General features: G+C 73.5%; 17 protein-coding genes and 3 riboswitches. Of the genes, 6 read left to right on the plus strand and 11 right to left on the minus strand.

Annotated elements, in window-relative coordinates; translation table 11 throughout:
* Positions 1 to 531, minus strand: a 531-nt coding sequence (locus tag ABD213_RS05075; protein ID WP_486303321.1) for a magnesium chelatase ATPase subunit I, incomplete at its 3' end; no start/stop codon positions are given.
* A 20-nt stretch (positions 532 to 551) separates the two neighbouring features.
* A riboswitch (cobalamin riboswitch) is annotated at positions 552 to 709 on the minus strand.
* A gap of 131 nt (positions 710 to 840) precedes the next feature.
* On the opposite strand from ABD213_RS05075, the gene cbiE reads away from it, so the two are divergent.
* Together cbiE and ABD213_RS05085 are read left to right on the plus strand one after the other, a co-directional pair.
* Positions 841 to 2,205, plus strand: coding sequence for a precorrin-6y C5,15-methyltransferase (decarboxylating) subunit CbiE (gene cbiE / locus ABD213_RS05080; protein ID WP_344325305.1), 1,365 nt, complete (start codon positions 841 to 843; stop codon positions 2,203 to 2,205).
* Positions 2,202 to 2,954, plus strand: a complete 753-nt coding sequence (locus tag ABD213_RS05085; protein ID WP_344325308.1) for a cobalt-precorrin-4/precorrin-4 C(11)-methyltransferase — start codon at positions 2,202 to 2,204, stop codon at positions 2,952 to 2,954. The genes cbiE and ABD213_RS05085 overlap by 4 nt, the downstream gene beginning before the upstream one ends.
* 288 nt (positions 2,955 to 3,242) lie before the next feature.
* Here ABD213_RS05085 and ABD213_RS05090 read toward each other — a convergent pair whose 3' ends face one another.
* The 10 genes from ABD213_RS05090 to ABD213_RS05135 form a co-directional block, all read right to left on the minus strand.
* Complete coding sequence (locus tag ABD213_RS05090; RefSeq protein WP_344325311.1) at positions 3,243 to 4,784, minus strand: precorrin-2 C(20)-methyltransferase; 1,542 nt, start codon at positions 4,782 to 4,784, stop codon at positions 3,243 to 3,245.
* Positions 4,781 to 5,446, minus strand: a complete 666-nt coding sequence (locus ABD213_RS05095; RefSeq protein WP_344325314.1) for a precorrin-8X methylmutase — start codon at positions 5,444 to 5,446, stop codon at positions 4,781 to 4,783. Before ABD213_RS05095 ends, ABD213_RS05090 begins: the two co-directional genes overlap by 4 nt.
* Positions 5,443 to 6,336 carry a nitrite reductase gene (locus ABD213_RS05100; protein WP_344325317.1) on the minus strand — a complete coding sequence of 298 codons (894 nt, stop codon included), beginning with the start codon at positions 6,334 to 6,336 and terminating at the stop codon, positions 5,443 to 5,445. The genes ABD213_RS05095 and ABD213_RS05100 overlap by 4 nt, the downstream gene beginning before the upstream one ends.
* 124 nt (positions 6,337 to 6,460) lie before the next feature.
* Positions 6,461 to 7,231 carry an ABC transporter ATP-binding protein gene (locus ABD213_RS05105; RefSeq protein WP_344325320.1) on the minus strand — a complete coding sequence of 257 codons (771 nt, stop codon included), beginning with the start codon at positions 7,229 to 7,231 and terminating at the stop codon, positions 6,461 to 6,463.
* Positions 7,228 to 8,262, minus strand: a complete 1,035-nt coding sequence (locus ABD213_RS05110) for a FecCD family ABC transporter permease (RefSeq protein WP_344325323.1) — start codon at positions 8,260 to 8,262, stop codon at positions 7,228 to 7,230. Before ABD213_RS05110 ends, ABD213_RS05105 begins: the two co-directional genes overlap by 4 nt.
* A gap of 4 nt (positions 8,263 to 8,266) precedes the next feature.
* Positions 8,267 to 9,307 carry an ABC transporter substrate-binding protein gene (locus tag ABD213_RS05115; protein WP_344325326.1) on the minus strand — a complete coding sequence of 347 codons (1,041 nt, stop codon included), beginning with the start codon at positions 9,305 to 9,307 and terminating at the stop codon, positions 8,267 to 8,269.
* 35 nt (positions 9,308 to 9,342) lie between these two features.
* Positions 9,343 to 9,507: riboswitch (cobalamin riboswitch) on the minus strand.
* Entirely contained in the window at positions 9,471 to 10,187 is a 717-nt protein-coding gene (locus ABD213_RS05120) for a Dyp-type peroxidase (RefSeq protein WP_344325329.1), read from the minus strand. Its footprint overlaps the riboswitch before it by 37 nt.
* Before the next feature lie 29 nt (positions 10,188 to 10,216).
* A complete protein-coding gene (locus ABD213_RS05125; RefSeq protein ID WP_344325332.1) occupies positions 10,217 to 10,516 on the minus strand; it encodes a copper chaperone PCu(A)C in 300 nt (99 codons plus the stop codon).
* Entirely contained in the window at positions 10,513 to 11,154 is a 642-nt protein-coding gene (locus ABD213_RS05130; RefSeq protein WP_344325335.1) for a copper resistance CopC family protein, read from the minus strand. The genes ABD213_RS05125 and ABD213_RS05130 overlap by 4 nt, the downstream gene beginning before the upstream one ends.
* A gap of 56 nt (positions 11,155 to 11,210) precedes the next feature.
* Positions 11,211 to 11,723 (minus strand): hypothetical protein, encoded by a 513-nt coding sequence (locus ABD213_RS05135; protein WP_344325338.1) that lies wholly within the window; start codon positions 11,721 to 11,723, stop codon positions 11,211 to 11,213.
* Between the two features lie 120 nt (positions 11,724 to 11,843).
* Between ABD213_RS05135 and ABD213_RS05140 the strand changes: the two genes are divergently transcribed.
* From ABD213_RS05140 to cobN, 4 genes are all read left to right on the plus strand, one after another.
* On the plus strand, positions 11,844 to 12,821 hold the full coding sequence (locus ABD213_RS05140; protein ID WP_344325341.1) for an arsenic resistance protein: 978 nt from the start codon (positions 11,844 to 11,846) through the stop codon (positions 12,819 to 12,821).
* Positions 12,822 to 12,903: 82 nt separating this feature from the next.
* Complete coding sequence (locus ABD213_RS05145) at positions 12,904 to 13,380, plus strand: alpha/beta hydrolase family protein (RefSeq protein ID WP_344325344.1); 477 nt, start codon at positions 12,904 to 12,906, stop codon at positions 13,378 to 13,380.
* Positions 13,381 to 13,612: 232 nt separating this feature from the next.
* Positions 13,613 to 14,323 (plus strand): (2Fe-2S)-binding protein, encoded by a 711-nt coding sequence (locus ABD213_RS05150; protein WP_344325347.1) that lies wholly within the window; start codon positions 13,613 to 13,615, stop codon positions 14,321 to 14,323.
* A riboswitch (cobalamin riboswitch) is annotated at positions 14,322 to 14,432 on the plus strand. (Overlaps the previous gene by 2 nt.)
* Before the next feature lie 26 nt (positions 14,433 to 14,458).
* Positions 14,459 to 18,088, plus strand: coding sequence for a cobaltochelatase subunit CobN (cobN, locus tag ABD213_RS05155; RefSeq protein ID WP_344325350.1), 3,630 nt, complete (start codon positions 14,459 to 14,461; stop codon positions 18,086 to 18,088).
* Positions 18,089 to 18,102 lie beyond the last annotated feature (14 nt).

Raw genomic sequence — 18,102 nt, forward strand, 5'->3', positions numbered from 1 at the left:
CGCGTGCTCGACCGAGACACCGTCGCGCTCGACCGTGGCCCGGCCCATCGCGGCCGCGTCGAGCAGGAGGTCGACGAGGTGGTCGTGCAGCAGGTTCACCTCGTCGACGTAGAGGATGCCGCGGTGCGCCCGGGCCAGCAGCCCGGGCTCGTAGGCGGTGACGCCCTCGCTGAGCGCCTTCTCCAGGTGCAGCGAACCGAGCACGCGGTCCTCGGTGGCGCCCACGGGCAGCTCGACCAGCCGCACCGGCCGCGTCTCGACGGCGGTGTCGGGACCGAACGGTCCGTCGGGCGAGATCGGCTCGCGCTCGAGCGGGTCGGTGGAGAACCTGTCGCCCGCGATCACGTCGATCGGTGGCAGCACCGCGGCGAGCGCGCGCACCATCGTCGACTTCGCGGTGCCCTTCTCGCCGCGGACGAGCACGCCGCCCACCGCGGGGGAGACGGTCGTGAGGACGAGGGCGAGGGCCATGTCGCCGAGGTCGTCGGGGTCGGCACCGACGACGGCGCTGAACGGATAGTGCTGTGGCATGAGGGCTCCCGCTCGATCTGCCATGCGTTCAGCCCGAGGCCGGTCTTCGGACTTCCCGCCTGCGACCACGTGGCCGGTGGGCGGGTCACCGCAGCGGACCCTGTGCCGGACTCTCACCGGCTTCCCGATTCTCCCCGGCCGCCTGGACGGACGGGGCACCTCGAGCTGTTGGACGACCTCAGGCTACCCGTGGGGGGTCCCGTTCGGACGAGGTCGGTCCAGATGGTGGCCGCACGGGCGATGCCGGGTGGTGCCGGTGGGGCGGGTGGGACCGTCGGAGCGATCCCCCGGGTCGGATACTGTCCGGCCATGGGCAAGCACATCGTGGTCGTGGGCATCGGCGCGGACGGCTGGGACGGGCTGGACCGTCGTCGTCGCGACGCTGTGAAGGGCGCGGACGTCGTCCTCGGCGGGGAGCGGCACCTGCAGCTGCTGCCCGAGCTCGTCAGAGGACAGCGCATCGCCTGGCCCTCACCGTTGCGAGAGAGCCTGCCCGAGCTGCTCGACTCCCTCGAGGGAGACGTCGTCGCGCTCGGGTCCGGGGACCCGATGCTCGCGGGCATCGGCAGCACGCTCGTCGACCTCCTCGGTCCCGAGGCCGTCACCGTCCTGCCCGGCATCTCGTCGGTCTCCCTGGCGCTCGCGCGGATGCGCTGGGCCGGTGACGACGTCATGGTCGTGCGGGACCACCAGCGCCTGCTGCGTCAGCTGCGCGAGGGTCAGCGAGCCGTCGTCCTCTCCGCCGACGGCGGCACCCCGGCGGTGCTGGCCGCCGAGCTGTCCCGCGCCGGGTTCGGCGCGTCGGCGATGAGCGTGCACGCCGAGCTCGGGGGGCCGCAGGAGTCCGTCCGGCACGGGCTCGCCGCCTCGTGGGGTGACGACGCGTCACCGCAGCTCAACCTCGTCACCGTCGAGGTGCACAGCTCCGGTGGCCACACCCTCCCGGCGGTCCCCGGACTCCCCGACGACGCGTTCGAGCACGACGGCCAGATCACCAAGCGTGACGTCCGGGCCAGCGCCATCGCCCGCCTCGCCCCCGACGAGGGACTGCTGTGGGACGTCGGGTCCGGCGCCGGCTCGGTCGCGATCGAGTGGTCGCGGCACGCCCCGTCGACCCGGGCGATCGCCATCGAGTCCCTCCCCGAGCGCGCCGAGCGCATCGCCCGCAACGCCGACACCCTCGGGGTGCCGGACGTCGAGGTCGTCGTCGGTCGCGCCCCGGACGCGCTGGAGTCGCTCGAGACACCGGTGGCGGTCTTCGTCGGCGGCGGCGCCACCGACCCGGGCCTGCTGTCGACCTGCTGGCGCGCGCTGCGACCGGGAGGTCGCATCGTCGTGCACGGCGTGACGCTGGAGACCGAGCGGCTCCTGGCGGAGTGGTTCACGCTTCACGGCGGCGAGCTCACCCGCCTGCACGTCGAGCACGTCGAGCCCATCGGTCGCTTCACCGGCTGGACGCCCGCGCGCGCCATCACCCAGTGGGCGGCCACCAAGCCCGAGGACGACGCGGTGCCGGTCGCGTCGGACGACGACGCGGAGGCGACGCCGTCGTCCGAGGAGCCGTTCGCCGACGCCGCGGGCGACGGTCTCGCCGAGCCCCTGCCGAGCCGCGACGAGCAGCAGTCGACCGTCGAGTCGCCCGACGCGGACGGCGGGTCGGACGGACGCGCGTGAGCGTCCACTTCGTCGGCGCCGGACCTGGGGCGGCCGACCTGCTGACCCTGCGAGCCGTGCGGCTGCTGGAGGCGGCCGACGTCTGCGTCTACGCGGGTACCTACGTCGACGCCGTCCTGGCTCACTGCCGCGACGACGCACGTCGGGTCGACACGCAGGACCTCGACCTCGACGCGATCACCGAGGAGCTGGTGGGTGCGCACCGCGCCGGGTTGGAGGTCGTGCGGCTGTGCTCGGGTGACCCGTCGCTGTACTCGGCGCTGCACGAGCAGACCCGTCGCCTCGACGAGGCCGGCGTGCCGTGGGACGTCACCCCGGGCGTCCCGGCCTACGCGGCCGCCGCGGCGCGGCTCGGGGCCGAGCTGACGGTGCCGGAGGTGGTGCAGTCGGTGGTCCTGACCCGCACGCAGGCACGCTCGACGGCGATGCCCGACGGGGAGTCCCTGGAGGCGTTCGCCGCCACCGGCGCGACCATCGCCCTGCACCTGGCGATCACCCGCACGCGCGACCTCGCGGCTCGCCTGGCCGAGCGGCTCGGGGCGGAGACACCCGTCGCGGTGGTGGCGAACGCGTCGCAGGAGCAGGAGGTCGTGCTGCGCGGGACGCTGGCCGACATCGCCGACCAGGTCGAGGCCGCGGACCTGCGCCAGGCCGCCGTCATCCTCGTCGGCCCCGCCCTGGGCCGCCCCGACGGCTCGGAGTCCTTCCTCTACTCCGCCGATCGCGACCGCGCCGCCAAGCGCCGCTGACTGCGGTTTACCACGGTCCCAAGGGAGAGCCTCACTCCCCGCGGCAGATCTGCCGCGGGAAGAACACAGTTGCCGAGGGTTGTGCCCGACGACGTCCCATGATGCCCTCGTGCAGGTCAGCTCGGTGTGTGTCCGCCGGGCGGCGGCCCGACGCAGCCGTCCCCGGGCTTGACAAGAGAACCGGCTCAGCGCTCGGACGAGTTCCCACGGCATCCTGTCAGTTCCCGTGGCAGATCTGCCACGGGAAGAACAAGCTTTCCTTGGGACCGTGGTAAACCGCGGTCCCGGTCAGGGGGTGACGAACCGGGGGGTCCAGACCCGGCCGGCGGGGTCGACGCGGGTGGTGGAGGCGCCGATGATGAGCAGGCACTTCATGTCGATGGACTCCGGGTCGAGGTCGGCGAGGGTGGTGACGGTCAGGGACTCCTCCTCGCGCCCGACGTCGCGGCCCACCACGACCACCGTCTCCGCTGCCCTGTGCTCGAGCATGATCTGCTGCAGGTCCGCCACCTGGGTGGTGCGCGAGCGCGAGCGCGGGTTGTAGACGGCGAGGACGAGGTCGGCCTCGGCCACCGCACGCAGGCGTCGCTCCACGACCGACCACGGCTTCAGGCGGTCCGACAGGCTCATCACCGCGAAGTCGGCTCCCACGGGCGCCCCCGCACGGGCGGCCACCGCCTGCACCGCCGAGACGCCCGGCAGCACCCGGACCGGGACGTGCGCGAGCGCAGGATCCTCGGCGGCCTCGAAGACCGCCGACGCCATCCCGAAGACCCCCGCGTCGCCGCCGGAGACCACTGCGACCTTCTCGCCGCGTGCGGCCAGCTCGAGCGCGGCGCGGGCGCGGTCGACCTCGACGGTGTTGCCCGAGGCGTGCCGCGTCAGCCCGGGACGCTGCGGCACCCGGTTGACGTACGGTCCGTACCCGACGACGTGGTCGACGTCCCCGAGCGCTCGCGTCACCTCCGGCGTCAGCCAGCCGTCGGGACCCGGGCCGAGGCCGACGACGAGGAGCTCGGCGGGTGTGTCGTGCTCGATGACGGGCGATGGTCGAGGATCGGACGGATCGTCGTACCTCGCGCCGACGCCGTCGCCCGGCACCACGATGATCGAGAAGTAGGGCACCGAGTCGGCGTCGACGTCCGCGACGGGCATCGAGCGCTCCGCGGCCATCGAGGCCCGCTCGACGTAGACGGCGTCGTCGAGCCGGCCCGCAGCCTCGAGGGCGCGCCGCACAGCAGGGAACGTGCGTCCCAGCTTCATGATCACGGCACCGTCGGTGTCGGCGAGGCGTCGCGCCAGCTCGGGCTCCGGGAGCGTTCCGGGCAGCACCGTCAGCACGTCGGTCTGACGCACGAGCGGCAGGGCCGCCGTCGCTGACGCCGCCGCGAGCGCCGGCACCCCGGGCACGACCTCCGCCTCGAACCGGCCACCGGCGTCGGCGGCCAGCCGGTCGTGCAGGTACATGTACGAGCCGTAGAAGAGCGGGTCGCCCTCGGCGAGGACGACGACGTCGCGTCCTGCGTCGAGATGGGCAGCCAGCCGCTCGGCGCACTCGGCGTAGAAGTCGGCCATCGCCCCGGGGTAGCCGCCCGGGTGGTCGGTCGTGCCCGTCGTGACCGGGTACTGCAGGACCTCCTCGACGACGCCCGCGGGCACGAGGTCGTCAGCGATCCGCCGCGCGTTGGACCGCTTGCCGACGCCCTGGTGGTACGCGACGACGTCGGCCGCCGCGATCAACCGGGCCGCCTTGCGGGTGATGAGCTCCGGGTCGCCCGGCCCCACGCCGACGCCGAAGAGCCGCCCGGGGCCGTCCACGGGGGAGGTCACTCCCGCTCCTGGGCGAGGGCGTTGAGCGCCGACGCCGCCATCGCCGAGCCGCCGCGACGACCGCGCACCGTCACGAACGGGACGTCGATGCCGTGGTCGGCCGCGAACGAGGCGAGCGCGTCCTTGGACTCCGCAGCGCCGATGAAGCCCACCGGCACCCCGACGATCGCCGCCGGCCGCGGAGCGCCGTCGACGAGCATCTCCAGCAGGTGGAACAGCGCCGTCGGCGCGTTGCCGATCGCCACCACGGCCCCCTCGAGCCGGTTGACCCACAGCGAGACGGCGGCCGCCGACCGCGTCGTCCCCCACGTGCGCGCCAGGTCGGGCACGCGCGGGTCGCGCAGCAGGCAGACGACGTCGTTGTCCTTCGGCAGGCGCGCCCGGGTGACGCCGGAGGCCACCATGTGCGCGTCGCACAGGACGGGCGCGCCGGCCTCGAGCGCCTCGCGGGCCGCGGGCGCCAGCTCGGGGTGGACGACGAGGTCGCGGACGAGGTCGGTCTGTCCGGTGCCATGGATCATCCGCACCGCGACCTTCTCGGCCGAGGCGGGGACGCCGGAGAGGTCGGTCTCGGAGCGGATCGTGGCGAAGGAGTCGTCGTAGATCGCCGAGCCGATGCTCTCGTAGTCGTAGCGTCGCGTCGGGGGCCTCAGGGTGGTCATGCGGTCTCCAGGTCGGGCAGCACCAGGGTGCGCCAGGGCGTGACCACGACGTCGCGGCCGGCCTCGGCGAGCACCCGCGTGGCGAGGTCGTGGGTGAGCAGTCCGTCCGGCACGTCGACGTGCAGCGCGGTGCGGCCGTCGTCCTGGGCGAGGGGGCCGACGGGCAGGGGCAGGGCCTTGACCTGCGTGCGCAGGTCGCGGGCGTGGTGGAGGTCGAGCATCGCGACCCCGGCGTCGTCGAGCTCGGCGACGTGCCACGGCGCGCTCGAACCCTCGAGGGCGTCCGTGTCAACGGGTCCGCGCAGGTGGCGGAAGCGGTGCGCAAGACCGACGAGGGCCTGCGGCACGTCGTCGAGCGCGACGACCTCACCCCAGTGCTCGCCGACGCGCAGCTGGGCGTGGGTCGCGTCGACCGCCATCGCGCCGAGGTCGAGCGGACGGCCGGCGACGTCGCCGCGGCCGTCGTCGAGGACGAAGAGGAACCTCGCCGACAGGTCGGCGAGGTCGGGGTCGGCGCAGACCAGGGCATCCAGGCTCGCGGCCACGGGACGCAGGTCGGCGCGACCACCCAGGCGGCCGGTCAGCGGGGAGACCATGATGTTGCGCACCAGCTCGTGCGACCGCGACGGCAGCAGGCCCGTGGCGACGACCGCCTCGACGAACGCCGGGTCGGCCTCGCCACCGGTGTGGGGCACCCCGCGCACCTGCAGGTTGGCGCGGCGCGTCAGGTGCACGTCGCCGTCACCGAAACGGCCGGAGACGAGCAGGAGGTCGGCCAGCTGCTGGGTGGACAGCGCCCCGCCGACGAGCCGCAGGCGCACGAGGGCACCGTCGTCGGCGATCCAGGGCCGCAGCACCCCGGGGCACCGGTCGGCACGTTCGCGTTCCACCGTCACCACCTCACGATCCGTTCGGCGCGGGAGGGGGCCGCGCACCCCTCATGATCACGTGTGCCGTGGACCCGCCACGCCGGAGGGTGACGTCGCGCCGTCACGCCCGTGACCGCCGGGCCGCTCATCGGGCCCTCAGGAAGCGCACGTGCGGCGTGCCGTCGTCGACGGTGACGACCGCCTCGACGTCGAACACCTCGGCCACGAGGTCTCGTGTGACGACGGCCGTCGGCGGTCCCGCCGCCCGTACGCGACCGTGCTGCAGCAGGACCAGCTGGTCGCAGTGCTCGGCGGCGAGGTTGAGGTCGTGCAGCGCCATGACGGTGGTGGTCTCTGCCGCTGCGACGAGCGCCAGGAGCTCGAGCTGGTGGCGGACGTCGAGGTGGTTGGTGGGCTCGTCGAGCAACAGCTCCGTCGGCTCCTGGGCGAGGGCGCGGGCGATCTGCACACGCTGCCGCTCACCGCCGGAGAGCGTGGAGTAGCGGCGCTCGAGCAGGTGCTCGGTGCGGGTGGTGGCCGCGCACCGACGGACCACCTCGACGTCGCGCGCGGAGACGGGTGCCCACGGGGGACGGTGCGGGAGCCGTCCCAGCCCGATGACGTCCGCGACGCTCGGCTCGGTGTCGACCGACCGTTCCTGGTCGACGAGCGCGAGCCGCCGGGCGACCGTCCGCCGAGACATCCGGGCGACGTCCTCCTCGCCGAGCCGCACGACGCCGCTGCTCGTCGGCCGCAGCCCGGCCAGCAGCCGCAGCAGCGACGACTTGCCAGAGCCGTTCGGACCGAGGAGGCCGATGGTCGACCCGGGGGCGGCGACGAGGTGCACGTCGTCGACGACGACGCGTCCGCCCGCGGACCAGGAGACGCGGTCGGCGTGCAGTCCCTGACGACTCACCGCCGGGACCTGCGCATCAGGATGACGACGAACGCCGGCACGCCGACCAGCGCCGTCGCGACGCCCACGGGCAGCTCCTGCGGAGCGATGACGACGCGTGCCGCCGTGTCGACCCAGACGAGGAAGATCGCGCCCATGAGGGTGGCGGTCGGCACGAGCAGCCCGTGCCGGGTGCCGACGATCGCCCGTGCCGCGTGGGGCAGCACCAGGCCGACGAAGCCGATGGCACCCGACGTGGAGACGATGACGGCGGTGACCAGCGCCGTGACGACGAGCAGCACGATCCGCAGCCGCAGCACGGACACGCCGAGCGACGCGGCGGAGTCCTCGCCGAACATGAACGCGTCGAGGCCAGCGGCGGTGAGCAGGCAGGCGACGATCCCGACGAGCACGCACGCGCCGACGACCACCACCTCGCGCCAGGTCGCGTTGCTGAGGGAGCCGAGCAGCCAGAACAGCACGCCGCGGGTCTGCTCGGCGTCGGCGGCGACGAACACGATGAACGACGTCAGGGCCGCGAACAGCTGCGTGGCGGCGACCCCGGCGAGGATCACCCGTTCGGTGGTGCCGCCGGCGGCCATGCCGAGCACGAGGACCAGCCCGAAGGCGAGCAGCGCGCCGAGGAAGGCGCCGGAGGCCAGGCCCACCGACCCGGCACCGACGCCGAGCACGACGATCGTGACCGCGCCGGTGGAGGCGCCCGAGGAGACCCCGAGGACGAACGGGTCGGCGAGCGGGTTGCGCAGCAGCGACTGCAGCACGACCCCGCACAGTGCGAGCCCCGCGCCGCAGACGGCCGCGAGCACGGCACGGGGGAGCCGCAGGTCCCAGATGATGCTCTCGGCGATGCGACTGAGACCGGACTCCGGACCGCCGAGCTTGGCGACGGTGACGGCGAACGCGTCGGACGGTCCGAGGCCGGACGGCCCGATGGTCGTCGCCGTGGCGATCGACAGGAGCAGCACGACTCCGCCGAGTGGCCACAACAGGGCGGGGCGGGCCAGGGCCGGCCGGGTCCGGGTGGCGAGCACGGCGTCAGTCGACGAGTCCGTGCCGGCGCAGACCGTCTGCCACCGCCTCGAGCGCGTCGACGATGCGGATCGAGGGGTTCAGCTCCGCCCCGGCGAGGGAGATGTAGCGGCCCTCGCGCACCGCCGTCATCTCACGGGTGGCCGGGTTCGTCTCCAGGAAGCGGATCTTCGCCTCTGCCGTCTCCGCGGTCTGGCTGCGGCGGGTCAGGTCGCCGAGGACGATGACGTCGGGGTCACGGTCGGCGACGGTCTCCCAGCCGATCTGCGGCCACTCGTCGCTGGTGTCGTCGAAGACGTTCTCCAGCCCGAGGGCACGCGCGACGATCCCGGGTCCGCCGCAGCAGCCCGCCATGTAGGGGGACTCGGCGTTCGCGAACCAGAACAGGGCGGACACACCGGAGGCGTCGACCTCGGCGGCCGCGTCGAAGCGTGCTCGCAGGTCCGCGACCAGCTCCTCGCCCTGTTCCGGGACGCCGGTGATCGCGGCGAGGTCGGTGACCTCCTGCAGGATCGTCTCGAGCTCGAGGGTGCCCTCGCGGGCGCCGTCGGTGTTGCCTGCCTCGCTCTTGTCGCACTCCGCGGCCGACAGGTAGGCGGGCACGTCGAGCCGAGCCAGCTGGTCCGGCGTCGTGACGCCGCCGGGACCGAGCGTCCCGGTGAACGACGCGGTCACGAGATCGGGCTCGGCGGCCAGCACGTCCTCGTAGGACGGGGCCTGGTCGGCGAGCCGCTCGACGGAGGCGTTGGCCTCCTCCAACGAGGGCAGGATCGGGTCGGTCCAGCCGGAGGCGCCGGCGACGCGGTCGGCCAGGCCGAGGGAGAGCAGGATCTCCGTGGAGCCCTGGTTGAGCGAGACGATGCGCTCGGGTGGCTGCTCGACGGCGACGTCGCGGCCGCAGTTCTCGATGGTGACGGGGAAGCCGTCCGCGGAGACGGGAGCGTCCGCTCCGTCGGCACCGGCCGAGCTCCCGCAACCGGCGAGCAGCGCGGCGGTGAGGGCGCCCAGGAGCAGGCGCGAGGGCAGGGTGATCTGGGGACGGGACATGGCAGTCCTTGCCTCGGGGGTCCGATCGCGAGACCCGGTGGGTGGAAGTGCCAGCAGGTCTTCGGACTCGGATCACCTGGGGCGAGCACCTTCCCAGGTCCGAGGACCCAGTGGCGTCACGCTCGTCCCGCCATCCACACCGCTGCGCGTCAGCTCCGGATTCTCACCGGATTCCCTTGACTGGCACGGCACACGCTAGCGACCCCCGCACCGGCGTGTCCACGGCGGGTGGTGTGAGAGACCGGTCAGGCGAGCAGGGCGGCGCCGAGCATCTGGCCCGGTCGCACGCCGGGCAGGCCAGTGGCGGGTCGTCGAAGTTGTAGGGCCGGCGCAGGAAGCGTTGGCTCCGGTCGTCGGTGCGGGCGCGTCGCACGTGCGCGAACGGGCCGATGACCTCCAGCCCGTTCGGGCCGACGGCCTCCAGGTCGAGCTCGTCCCCCGTGTCGAGGTTCATCGCGATGCGCCGCACGACCATCGTGGTGCCGCCGAGCAGCCAGTCCGGCTGCTCGCCGAACTGCGACCGGGTCCGCTCGGAGACCCACACGAGGTCGTCCAGCTCGCCCGGTGCCGGGTTGGCGGTGCCGTCGACCTGGCCCATGAGGTTGCGGGGGCGGCGTTCGCCGCCGGTCGGTCCGCGGAACCCGTGCTGGACCCAGCGGACCGTCACGAACGTCCGCGCCTCCTTGGACAGCAGGCGCACGGCATGGCGGACGGCCAGCTCGTCGTCGGCGCACACCTGCAGCAGCAGGTCGCCGTCGTTCCAGCGGTCGTCGAGGCGGTCGATGTTGATGCCCTCCCGAAGGTCGAACGCGACGAACGTCGCGTGGGTCTGTGGAGCCGTGGCGACGCCCGGACGGGCGCCGGCCGACCCGGCGGCCACTCCGACTGCGACCGGACCCGTCGGACGGGTCAGTGGTCATGGTCGTCGTGCGCGTCCCCACCCTCGGGGTCGTAGTCCTCGTTCGCGCCGGCGAACGACCGCGCGGGCGCGGTGAACGACATCGTCGAGTCGTCGGAGAACGTCAGCGTGACGCGCACGTCCTGCCCGGGCTCGATGTCCGCGGGCAGGTCGAGCAGCATCAGGTGGTCGCCGCCGGGGGACAGCTCGTGGCTGCCGCCGGCGGGCACGACGATGCCGACCTCCTTCTCCTGCATGACCATCTGGCCGTCCTCGTCCGCGGCGGCGCCGAGGGTGCGGGTGATGGTCATGACGGGTCCTTCGGGTCCGTGAGGGTCGGTGCCGCGGTGTCGTCGGACGTGTCGTCGTTGTCCCGGCGGCGCCGCAGGAGCAGCAGGACGAGCGCGGCGGCCGCGAGGAGCGCCACCGCGCCGAGGATCAGCCAGGGCGTGGAGCTCGCGGCCGCGGGTTCGGTGTCGTCGTCGGCGACGGCCTCGTCGGTCGGCGCCGACTCCGGAGCGGTCTCCTCGGTGGTCTCGGACCCGGGCTCCGGTGCCGTCTCGTCCGGCGCAGACGCGTCCCCGGCGAGCGTGAACGAGATGGTGCCGCTGACCGGGTGGCCGTCGGCGGACACGACGCGCCAGACGACGTCGTAGTCGCCCGGGGGCAGGTCGGTGGGGCTCTCGGCGCTGGCGACCGGTCCGTCGATCTGCGGCTCCAGCTCGGCCACGGTCTCCTCGCCCTGGCGGACGATCATGGCGGGGCCGATGTCGTTGAGCGGTTCGTTGAAGGTGAGGGTGATGCGCTCGGGGAGCGCCTCGATGCTGCTGTCGGCTTCGGGGTCGGAGTCGATCAGTGCACTGTGCGCGGTCGCGGACGTGCCCCACAGCAGGGGCAGGGTAGCGAGCAGCAGCACCAGCACCGAGCGACCCGTTCGGGTCGTGGGCATGGGTGTCTCTCCTGAGGGATGATGGGCGGCCGCCGGCCGCCCGATGGGTCGGGTGCTCAGGAGGGGACGGGCGGGGCCCGACCGAGGAGGTCGGCGGGAGCCGCGGAGCCGACGAGCGGACGCGGCGAGCAGGCGACGACGGTCGCCCGCGGCCGTGGTGCGGATGTCCGGTCCGCGCGGATGCGTGGCAGCAGGTGGTCCAGCGACGCGAGCAGGGCGCGTTCGCCGTGCAGCACGACGAGCACGAGGGCCGCGGCCGCGAGGACGTGCGTGGCGATCATCGCCGGGTCGGTCATCGAGCCGTGCGGCGCGGCGGCCATCGCCGTGAGGTGGATGCCCGTCTGGGCGAGCAGGAACAGCCCGAGCAGGCCGGACGCGTCGAACCGGCGTCCCGCGACGGCCACGGCCAGGCCGGTCAACACGATGGTCACGAGCGCCAGCAGCGTGACGGGCGGGGCGTGCCCCCCGGCGGCGACGTGCGCGCCGGTGCCCAGACCGACGGTGAGCGCGGCGACGACGCCGCCGCGCACCCAGCGCGCAGCGCCGGACGTCAGGTGCCACCGCAGCATGGCGCCACGGTATCCGACGTGATCGGGAGGTCCTACGTCGCGTCGTAGGCACTCGCCGCCCGCGTCCGGCGCACGGTCCGGCTGACGGGGCCGGGCGCCCGCGCGCCTAGAGTCGCAGGGATGAGCCGCGACCGTCTCGAGCGTCACCAGGTCTGGTGGTACCTCGCCGCGCTGCTCGTCGGCCTCGGTCTCGGCTCGCGGTGGGACGACGCCGACCGGTGGGTCGAGCCGGCGCTGTGGCCGCTGCTCGCCCTGCTGCTCTACGCGACGTTCACCCAGCTGCCGCTGGGCTCCCTCGGTGCCGCCTTCGCGGACCGGCGGTTCCTCGTGACCGCGTTGGCCGGGAACTTCGTCGTCGTCCCGGCACTCGTCGCGGCGCTGCTGCCACTGACCCCGGACGACCCGATGCTGCGCTTCGGCCTGGTGCTCGTGCTCGTGGTGCCGTGCACGGACTGGTTCATCACCTTCGCCCAGCTGGGGCGGGCCGACGCCGTGCGGGCCACGGCGTTCGCGCCGGTGTCGCTGCTCGTGCAGCTGATGCTGCTCCCCGCCTACCTCTGGCTGCTCACCGACGTCGACCTCGGCGTCGTGGTGCCCGCTCGCGAGGTCTGGCCGGCGGTGCTCGTCGTGCTGGTGCCCTTGGTGCTGGCGGTGCTGACGGTGCGAGTGGGGCGCGGTGGCGCCGCGGGCGGGCCGCGGGAGGCGTGGGTCGAGCGGCTCGGCTGGTGGCCGGTGCCGCTGCTCGCGACCGTGATCCTCGCCGTCGCCACGGCGAACGTCGGCGCGGTGCGCGGCTCCCTCGACGTCCTCGCGGTCGTCGGGCTCGTGGCGGGTGCCTACCTCGCCCTCGCACTCGGCGCGGCCCGCCTGCTGGCGACCCTCGTCCGGCTGCCGCTGGAGCAGGGCCGGACGCTCGCGTTCACGATGGGGACGCGCAACTCCTTCATCGTGCTGCCGCTCGCGCTGGCGCTGCCGGCCGGCTGGGAGATCGTGCCGATCGTGGTCGTGACGCAGTCGCTCGTCGAGCTGCTCGCGATGATCGTCTACGTCTGGCTCGTGCCACAGGTGGTCTTCGCCGATCGCCCGGCCAGCGCCTGACGGGCGGCAGGTTCGGGTGCTCGCGGGGATGCTCGACCTGTGAGGCCCACGGCAGCCGACACCGCAGCCGACGTTCGACGACGTGTCGCTGCCGGCACGGTTCGAGCGCCCCGTCCGCGGCGGACGACTCGAGCGCGTCGGCCCGGTCGAGGACCGCGGCGCATACACGCGCCGGGAGGTGACGTACCGCAGCGACGAGACGACCGCCTCCGGCGTGCTGCTCGAGCCCGTCGGCGACGGTCCGTTCCCGGCGGTCGTGCTCAACCACGGCTCGCCGCGGCCAAGACTGCGTGAGCTGGACGTCGTCGACCCGGACCGGGTGGCGATGTTCGGCCGCTCGATGGGCGGCGGGGTGACGCTCAACGCGCTGGTGATGGAGCCGGACGTGGTGGACGCGGCGGTGGTGCACGCCTCTGTGAGCAGCGACTTCGTCGACAACCTCCGCCAGTTCACCGAGCCCAACCGGCCCGAGCGGGTCGAGGCGATGCGGGAGCGATGGGGCTCCCCGGAGGAGTCACCGGAGTTCTACGCGGACCTGTCGTCGCGCACCTACACGTGAGAGCGAGCGGATCCTCACCGAGGAGGGGGCCGACGTGACGCTGCGCGTCTACGACCGCGAGGACCACACCTTCGCCGCCGACTGGCCCGACGCGATGCGTCGCACCCTCGCGTTCCTGGAGGACCGCACCTGAGTGTCCGCCGGCAGGGTGGCGGTCTCGATACGTCGAGTCTCGGTGGTTTGGGGTGGGATCGACGGCTCGCCCGCCCACCACGTGCGGCACCATGGGGCGATGGACGAGCACGAGGTACGCCGCGTGCTGGCCCGCCTCGGGGAGTTCTTCGCGGTGCAGCCGGCCAGCGATCCCGGTCCTTGGCACCCGGTCACGGACCTGCTCGATCCCGCGGTGCTCGGACGGCGCGTCGAGACCGTCGGGGCGGCACTGTCTGGCATGGCAGGCGCCGACGTCGAGCCGCGCGTCGCGGCGTCGACCGCGTCGCTCGGACTCTTCGCCCGGCTCCTCTCGCCGGCGCTGGGCGCCACCCTCCTCGACCTCCCGGGACCGGCCGTCGACGCCCTGCGCTGGCGGCCGGGCACGCCCGGCACCGTGCCGCTCAGCGCGACGCGTTGGACCCGCGACGCCCTCGACGAGACCCTCGGCCGGCTCCTCCTGCCGCTGGTCGACCTCCTTGCAGACCGGCACCGCCTGAGCAGGACCGTCCTGCGAGGCAACCTCGCGTCAGCCGTCGACGGATCCCTGCGCCTGGCGGCGCGGAGCCGGCCCGACCTCGCCGGCGCAGCGGGTGCCCTCCGCACGCGGCTGCTGCACCACCCGGCGCTCGCCGACGCGGCCCTGCCCGGCGAGCCGTTCGTGCGCCGGTCCTGCTGCCTGTACTACCGGCTCCCGGGCGGTGGGTACTGCGGCGACTGCGTCCTGGCGCCGCAGCACCGGCCGCGGGTGGAGGCAGACCGTTCCCCCTGCGGGCACCGTGCCCTAGGCTGACCCCGATCCGTCGTCGCGGGTCACGGGAAGCAGGTGAGAGTCCTGCGCGGTTCCGCCACTGTGAGGCCCTCGGGTCCAGCCAGACACCGCCGCGACGACGCCCGCCGAACGGGGCGAGAACCCCGAGGAGGAACCATGACGCGCATCGCGCTGCTCTCGACGTCCGACACCGACCTGCTCTCCGCGAGGGCCAGCGGCGCGGACTACGTCTACCTGAATCCCGCCCGCCCCGGCCACCAGGACATGGCCGCGACGATCGAGTCGGCCGACCTCGTGGTGGCTCGCATCCTCGGCTCACCGCAGGACCTGTGCACGGGCTTCGCGCGCATCCGCGACACCGGCACGCCGATGGTGGTCCTCGGCGGCGAGCAGACGCCGAACGCCGAGCTCATGGAGATGTCGACCGTCCCGATCGGCGTCGCCGCCGACGCGCACGTCTACCTCGCCGAGGGCGGTCCGGCGAACCTCGCGCAGATGCACGCGTTCCTCTCCGACACCGTCCTGCTGACCGGTGAGGGCTTCGAGCCGCCCGCCGCCGTCCCGGCGTGGGGCCTTGCCCCGAGGCCGGCAGAAGAGGGCGAGGCCGGTGCCGATGTCGACGGCAAGGCCCGGGTGGGAGTCCTGTACTACCGGGCGCACGAGGCGAGCGGCAACGCCGGCTTCGCCCACGCCCTCGCCGACGCGATCGACGCGACGGGCGAGGCGGTCGGCGTCCCGATCTTCAGCTCCTCGCTGCGCTCGGCTCCCGACGAGCTCTACGCCGAGCTCGGCACGCTCGACGCGCTGGTCGTCACCGTCCTTGCGGCGGGCGGCACGACGCCCGGCTCGGCGAGCGCCGGCGGCGACGACGAGGCGTGGGACGTCGAGCGGATGGCCGCGCTCGACATCCCGATCCTGCAGGGCCTGTGCCTGACGTCGAGCCGCGAGGAGTGGGAGGCGAACGATGACGGCGTCACGCCGCTGGACTCGGCCAACCAGATCGCGATCCCCGAGTTCGACGGGCGCATCATCACCGCGCCGTTCTCCTTCAAGGAGATCGACGAGGACGGCCTGCCCCGCTACGTCGCCGACGCCGAGCGGTGCGCCCGCGTGGCCGGCATCGCCGTCAACCACGCCCGGCTGCGGCACACGCCGACGTCGCAGCGACGCCTCGCGCTGATGCTGTCGGCCTACCCGACCAAGCACAGCCGTGTCGGCAACGCCGTCGGACTCGACACCCCCGTCTCGACGGTGCGCCTGCTGCGACGACTGCGCGACGCGGGATACGACCTCGGACCGACGGACGGTCCGGTCCACTCGATTCTGGCGATGGAGGACGACACCGCCGCGGGCGACGCGCTCATCCACGCCCTCATCGACGCCGGCGGGCAGGACGAGGAGTGGCTGACGAACGCCCAGCTCACCGACAGCCACGTCCGCATCGGCGCCGACGACTACCGTCGCTGGACGTCGGCCCTGCCGTCTGCGCTCATGGACGACGTCGTCGAGGCGTGGGGCGAGGCGCCGGGCCGGTTGTTCGTCAACGACGCGGACGAGATCGTCCTCGCCACGATCCAGGCGGGCAACGTGGTGCTGCTGATCCAGCCGCCTCGCGGGTTCGGGGAGAACCCGGTCGCGATCTACCACGACCCCGACCTCGCCCCCAGCCACCACTACCTGGCCGCGTACCGCTGGCTGGAGGCGCGCGTCGACGACGGCGGGTTCGGGGCCCACGCGGTGGTGCACCTGGGCAAGCACGGCTCGATGGAGTGGCTGCCGGGCAAGAACGCGGCGCTGTCGGCGTCGTGCGCCACGGACGCCGCGATCGGCAACCTGCCGCTCGTCTACCCGTTCCTGGTCAACGACCCCGGTGAGGGCGCGCAGGCCAAGCGCCGCGCGCACGCCACGATCGTCGACCACCTCGTCCCGCCGATGGCGCGCGCGGAGTCCTACGGCGACATCGCCAAGCTCGAGCAGCTGCTCGACGAGTACGCCAACATCGCCGCGATGGACCCGGCCAAGCTGCCCGCGATCCGTCAGCAGATCTGGACGCTCATGCACGCCGCGGAGATGCACCGCGACCTCGGCCTGGACGAGCGTCCCGACGACGAGGAGTTCGACGACTTCCTGCTGCACGTCGACGGCTGGCTCTGCGAGGTCAAGGACGCGCAGATCCGCGACGGCCTGCACGTGCTCGGCCAGGCGCCGACCGGCGAGGCGCGCGTCAACCTGACGCTCGCGGTGCTGCGCGCCACGCAGGTGTGGGGCGGCGAGGTCGGTGCTCTCCCGGGGTTGCGCTCGGCGCTCGGGCTCAAGGAGGGGAGCGAGCAGCTCGGCGCGATCGACGAGATCGAGGCCCAGGCGCGGTCACTCGTCCTGGCGATGGAGGAGGCGGACTGGCAGCCGTCGGCGGCGGCGCACCTGCACGACGACCCCACGGTGGTGAAGGTGCTGGAGTTCGCCGCCACCCAGGTGGTGCCGCGCCTGGACCGCACCACCGACGAGCTCGACCACCTGCTGCACGCCCTCGACGGCGGGTTCATCCCAGCCGGTCCGTCGGGCTCGCCGCTGCGCGGGCTCGTCAACGTGCTGCCCACGGGTCGCAACTTCTACACCGTCGACCCGCGGGCCGTCCCGTCGCGCCTGGCCTACGACACGGGACTGGCGATGGCCGACTCGCTGCTGGAGCGGCACCTGTCCGACACCGGGGAGTACCCGCGGTCGGTGGGACTGTCGGTGTGGGGCACGTCGGCCATGCGCACGTCGGGCGACGACATCGCCGAGGTGCTCGCGCTCATCGGTGTCCGTCCGGAGTGGGACGAGGCCTCGCGTCGCGTCAACGGCCTGGAGGTCGTCTCGCTGGAGGAGCTGGGCCGTCCGCGCATCGACGTCACCGTCCGCATCTCCGGGTTCTTCCGCGACGCGTTCCCGCACGTCATCGAGATGCTCGACGACGCGGTGCGCATGGTCGCGGCGCTCGACGAGCCCGACGACCAGAACTTCGTCCGTGCGCACGCGCAGGCCGACCTCGCCGAGCACGGCGACGAGCGTCGCGCCACCACCCGCATCTACGGCTCGGCGCCCGGGTCGTACGGTGCGGGCATCCTGCAGGTCGTCGAGGCCGGCAACTGGAAGAGCGACGACGACCTCGCCGAGGTGTACACGCAGTGGGGCGGCTTCGCGTACGGGCGCGAGCTGTCCGGCGAGCCGGCGGCCGAGGACATGCGTACCAACTACCGGCGCATCCAGGTGGCGGCCAAGAACATCGACACCCGCGAGCACGACATCGCCGACTCCGACGACTACTTCCAGTACCACGGCGGCATGGTCGCGACGGTGCGTGCACTGACCGGCAGCGAGCCCAAGGCCTACGTCGGCGACTCCACCACCCCGGACGCGGTGCGCACCCGCACCCTGGGCGAGGAGACGGCACGGGTCTTCCGCGCCCGCGTGGTGAACCCGCGCTGGATCGGCGCGATGCAGCGCCACGGGTACAAGGGTGCGTTCGAGCTGGCGGCGACGGTGGACTACCTGTTCGGCTTCGACGCGACGGCCGGCGTCGTGCACGACTGGATGTACGAGAAGCTCGCGCAGGAGTACGTCCTGGACGAGACGAACCAGGCGTTCATGAAGCAGTCGAACCCGTGGGCGCTGCGGGGCATCGTCGAGCGGCTCTCCGAGGCCGCCGACCGCGGCCTGTGGGCCGAGCCGGACCCGGAGACGATCGCCGCGATGCAGCAGGTCTACCTCGACGTCGAGGGCGACCTCGAGGACCGCCCCTCGTGACCGCTCGCCCATGC

Source organism: Aeromicrobium halocynthiae, from assembly GCF_039531385.1.
In the GTDB taxonomy this organism is placed as follows: Bacteria; Actinomycetota; Actinomycetes; order Propionibacteriales; family Nocardioidaceae; genus Aeromicrobium; species Aeromicrobium halocynthiae.